Genomic DNA, 3,882 nt, shown 5'->3' with positions numbered 1-3,882 from the left:
ATCATCGCCGCCGTCCGCGCCCACGACGAGGCGCACCCCGCCCGCCCCCCGACGCTGGAGCCCGAGCCATGACCCCGCCGCGCCAGACCGTCACCGTCCCCCTCGGCGCCCGCGCCTACGAGATCCGCATCGGCCGCGGCCTCCTCGCCGCCGCCGGCGTCGAGATCGCGCCGCTGCTCCGCCGCCCGCGCGTCGCGGTGCTGACCGAGACCCGCGTCGCCGCGCTGCACCGGCCCGCGCTCGAGGCGGGCCTCGCCGCGGCCGGCATCGCCGCGAGCTTCCTCGAGCTCCCCCCCGGCGAGGCGACCAAGGGCTGGCGCGAGCTCGAGCGGGCGGTCGAATGGCTGATCGCCGCGAAGGTCGGCCGTGACGACCTCGTCGTCGCCTTCGGCGGCGGGGTGATCGGCGACCTCGCCGGCTTCGCCGCCGCCGTCGTCCGCCGCGGCGTCGGCTTCGTGCAGATCCCGACCACGCTGCTCGCCCAGGTCGACAGCTCGGTCGGCGGCAAGACCGGGATCAACTCGCCGCTCGGCAAGAACCTGATCGGCGCCTTCCACCAGCCGCGCCTCGTCCTTGCCGACACCGCGCTCCTCGACACGCTGCCGCCGCGCGACTTCCTCGCCGGCTACGGCGAGGTGGCGAAGTACGGCCTGCTCGGCGACGCCGGCTTCTTCCGCTGGCTCGAGGCGAACGGCCCCGCGCTCCGCGACGGCGACGCCGCCGCGCGGGCCGACGCCGTGCGCCGCTCCTGCGAGATGAAGGCCGAGATCGTCGCCCGCGACGAGACCGAGGAGGGCGACCGTGCGCTCCTCAACCTCGGCCACACCTTCGGCCATGCGCTCGAGGCGGCGACCGGCTTCTCCGACCGACTGCTGCACGGCGAGGCGGTGGCGATCGGCTGCCAGCTCGCCTTCGACCTCTCCGCCCGCCTCGGCCTCTGCCCGCAGGAGGCGCCGAGCCGGGTGGCGGCGCATCTCGCCGCCATGGGCATGAGGCGCGGCCTCGCCGACATCCCCGGCCCGCTCCCCGGTCCCGAGGGGCTTCTCGATCTCATGGCGCAGGACAAGAAGGTCCGCGACGGGCGCATCGCCTTCGTGCTGGCGCGCGACATCGGCGCCGCCTTCGTCGCCCGCGACGTCGACCTCGCGCCGGTCCGCAGCCTCCTCGCCGACGCACTGGCCGGCCGCGCCGCCTGATCCCGCCCTATTGCGGTGCAGGATGCGCACAGGGGCAAGGAATTGTGCCTCGCACGGTTGCGTTTCAAAGCTTTGGGGTTAGACTCGGTTAACGCTATCGGGGAAGAGTAGCAGTCACACCCGATGATTCTCGCCGGAGCCGCTGGATGAACGCCTCCCTGGCCCTCGTTCGCGCAATCGCCCTCCCGGCGGCTGTGGCGGCCTGGGCGCTGGCGGCCGGTCCCGCCGCGGCGCAGTCGGGCCCTTCGCCGGCGCCGCTGCCGCCCGACGCCCCGCCCACGGCGGCGCGGCCCGCGCTGCGCACCGCAGCCGGCATCCTCGACGCGGCCAACCCCGACCTGGTGCTGACGCTCCGCGCCGGCGTGCAGGTCAGCCCCGCCTACCTCGGGTCGGACGACTACGAGGTCGGCCCCGACGTCGCCGCGCGGCTCGACTACATCCGCCTGCCCGGCGGCTTCGAGTTCGGCTCCGGCCGCACCGTCGGCTTCCGCGAAGGCTGGGGCATCCGCGGCTCGGCGCGCTACCTCGGCGAGCGCGACCCCGACGAGCACGACGAGATCAGCGGGCTCGACAACGTCGACTGGTCCTTCGAGCTCGGCCTCGGCGTCGGCTACGAGCAGCGCAACTGGCGCGCCTTCACCGACGTGCGCTACGGCGTCATCGGCCACAACGCCTGGGTGGGCGAGGTCGGCGCCGACAGCATCGCCTATCCGATGGACGGCCTGACCCTCACCCTCGGCCCGCGCCTCTCCTTCGGCACCGACAATTTCGCCCGCACCTACTTCGGTGTCAGCGAGCAGGAATCGGTCGCCTCCGATCTTCCGGCCTTCGACGCCAAGGGTGGCCTGCTCGGCGCCGGCATGGAGCTCGGCGCCCGCTACCGCTTCAACGAGCGCTGGGGCGTCGAGGGCGCGGCGAGCTGGAACCGGCTCGTCAACGACGCGGCCGACTCGCCGGTCACCGAGAACGGCTCGGCCGACCAGTACGAGATCCGCCTCGGCGTCACCCGCAGCATCAGCCTCGACTTCTGATCCGTGCGCCGGGCCTGCCGCCCCGCTGACGCGGGCCTCCCGCCACCCTCCCGCCGCTCCCGGCCATCGACAGATCGGACCCGCCGATGACCACCGAGATCGCCACCGCGCTCGAGAAGCACGTCGTCGCCTCGATCAACGCCGAACGCGCCGAGGCCGGGCTGCCGGCGCTGCGCATCGAGACGCACCTCAATGCCTCGGCGCAGGCGCATTCCGACTGGATGGCCGACACGGGCACCTTCTCGCACAGCGGCGAGGGCGGCTCGCACGCCACCGACCGCATCGGCGAGGCCGACTTTCCGCTGGTCGCGCCGTGGCGCACGAGCGAGAACATCGCCTTCACCAGCATCAGCGGCGGGCTCGACACCGGCGAGATGGACTTCCTGCACGAAGGGCTGATGGAGAGCGACGGCCATCGCGGCAACATCCTCGACCCGGACGTCTCCTATGTCGGCGTCGGCGTGTCGGTCGGCACCATCACCACCGCCGGGATCGAGCAGGAGGTCGTCTATCTCACGCAGAACTTCGCCGACACGAGCGGCGAGGTGCTGGTCCAGGAGGAGGTGGACGGCCAGACGGTCCTCCAGCCCTACCAGGACGGCGAGCCGGTCGGGGACCCGCCGCCGGCGCCCGGCGACGAGGAAGAGCCCAGGCCCGACGAGCCGGACGAGGACGAGCGCGACGATACGAGCAGCTCGGGCGGCGGATGCTTCGTCGCGACCGCCGCCTACGGCGACTGGTCGCACCCCGACGTCGCCGCCCTCCGCCGCTTCCGCGACGAGGTCCTCGTCAGGCACGCCGCCGGGCGCGCCTTCATCCGCACCTACCGGATCGTCGGCCCGCAGCTCGCCCGCTGGGTCGCGCCCGAGGGCCGCTCCGGCCGGATCGCACGGGCGATCATCGCCCCCATGGCCCGCCGCGCCGCGCGCCGGAGCCCCCGGCGGTAGCCCCGTCGCTCGCCCCGGCGCCAGCCCCGTCGCCGAGCGCGCGCTGCCGCGCCAGCCCGCTGTCGACGTCGGAGACGCCGAGAAGGTTCGCCACCAGCCGCATCAGCCCATGCTCGTCCGCGTTGATCCCGTCCGCGGCCGCCACCCGCCAGAGCGCCTCGACCACGCCGGTGCGCTCCTCGTAGGGCACGGCGGCCTTGATGAGGCGGGTGAAACGCACCGTGTCCTGCGCCCCGGCCTCGGCGATCTCCGCCTCCGCCCTGATCCGCGCCGCGCCGGCCGCATCGACCCGGTAGCGCTCCATCAGCATCGCGTCGATGCGCCGCTGCTCGGCCTCGGAATAGCCGTCGTCGCTCCGCGCGAGCCGCACCATCAGCGCCGCCATGGCGGTGCGCGCATCGTCGGCGCCGAGCGGATCGCGGGCAGGGGGGCCGGCCAGCCGGCGGAGAAGATCCTGAAGCATGGCGCGACTATAGCGCCGCCGCCCGCCCGCACCATCCCGGATCATCGGGTGTTGATGCCGCCCGCCCGCCGCCGGCATTCGTTGACGATCGGTAAATTGTGCAACGCAACAACCATATGTTTCAATGGCTTGCCTATAGTTTCGCGCGCGAAATGCCGCTCACACCAGCCGCGACTGCTCCTTGGCCGCCCGGATGAAGTCGGCGAAGAGCGGGTGCGGCGCGAAGGGCTTCGACTTCAGCTCGG

4 protein-coding genes are annotated in these 3,882 nt (G+C 73.4%); 3 read left to right on the top strand and 1 reads right to left on the bottom strand.

All coding sequences use genetic code 11. From position 1 onward, the window contains the following. Nucleotides 1-68 precede the first annotated feature (68 nt). The 3 genes from aroB (at nt 69) to Q0112_RS01830 (ending at nt 3,174) form a co-directional block, all read left to right on the top strand. On the top strand, nt 69-1,196 hold the full coding sequence (aroB, locus tag Q0112_RS01840) for a 3-dehydroquinate synthase (RefSeq protein WP_297970610.1): 1,128 nt from the start codon (nt 69-71) through the stop codon (nt 1,194-1,196). A 146-nt stretch (nt 1,197-1,342) separates the two neighbouring features. After that, complete coding sequence (locus tag Q0112_RS01835) at nt 1,343-2,227, top strand: MipA/OmpV family protein (RefSeq protein ID WP_297970608.1); 885 nt, start codon at nt 1,343-1,345, stop codon at nt 2,225-2,227. Between the two features lie 86 nt (nt 2,228-2,313). Continuing rightward, nucleotides 2,314-3,174, top strand: coding sequence for a CAP domain-containing protein (locus Q0112_RS01830; RefSeq protein WP_297970606.1), 861 nt, complete (start codon nt 2,314-2,316; stop codon nt 3,172-3,174). Here the strand turns inward: Q0112_RS01830 and Q0112_RS01825 are convergent. Continuing rightward, a complete protein-coding gene (locus Q0112_RS01825; RefSeq protein WP_324564214.1) occupies nt 3,125-3,637 on the bottom strand; it encodes a TerB family tellurite resistance protein in 513 nt (170 codons plus the stop codon). The genes Q0112_RS01830 and Q0112_RS01825 overlap by 50 nt on opposite strands. Nucleotides 3,638-3,882: the final 245 nt, after the last annotated feature.

This window comes from uncultured Amaricoccus sp., assembly GCF_937858865.1.
GTDB lineage: Bacteria > Pseudomonadota > Alphaproteobacteria > Rhodobacterales > Rhodobacteraceae > Amaricoccus.
The sequence above is the reverse complement of the archived record's forward strand: the minus strand, read 5'-3'. Positions and strand labels throughout refer to the sequence as shown.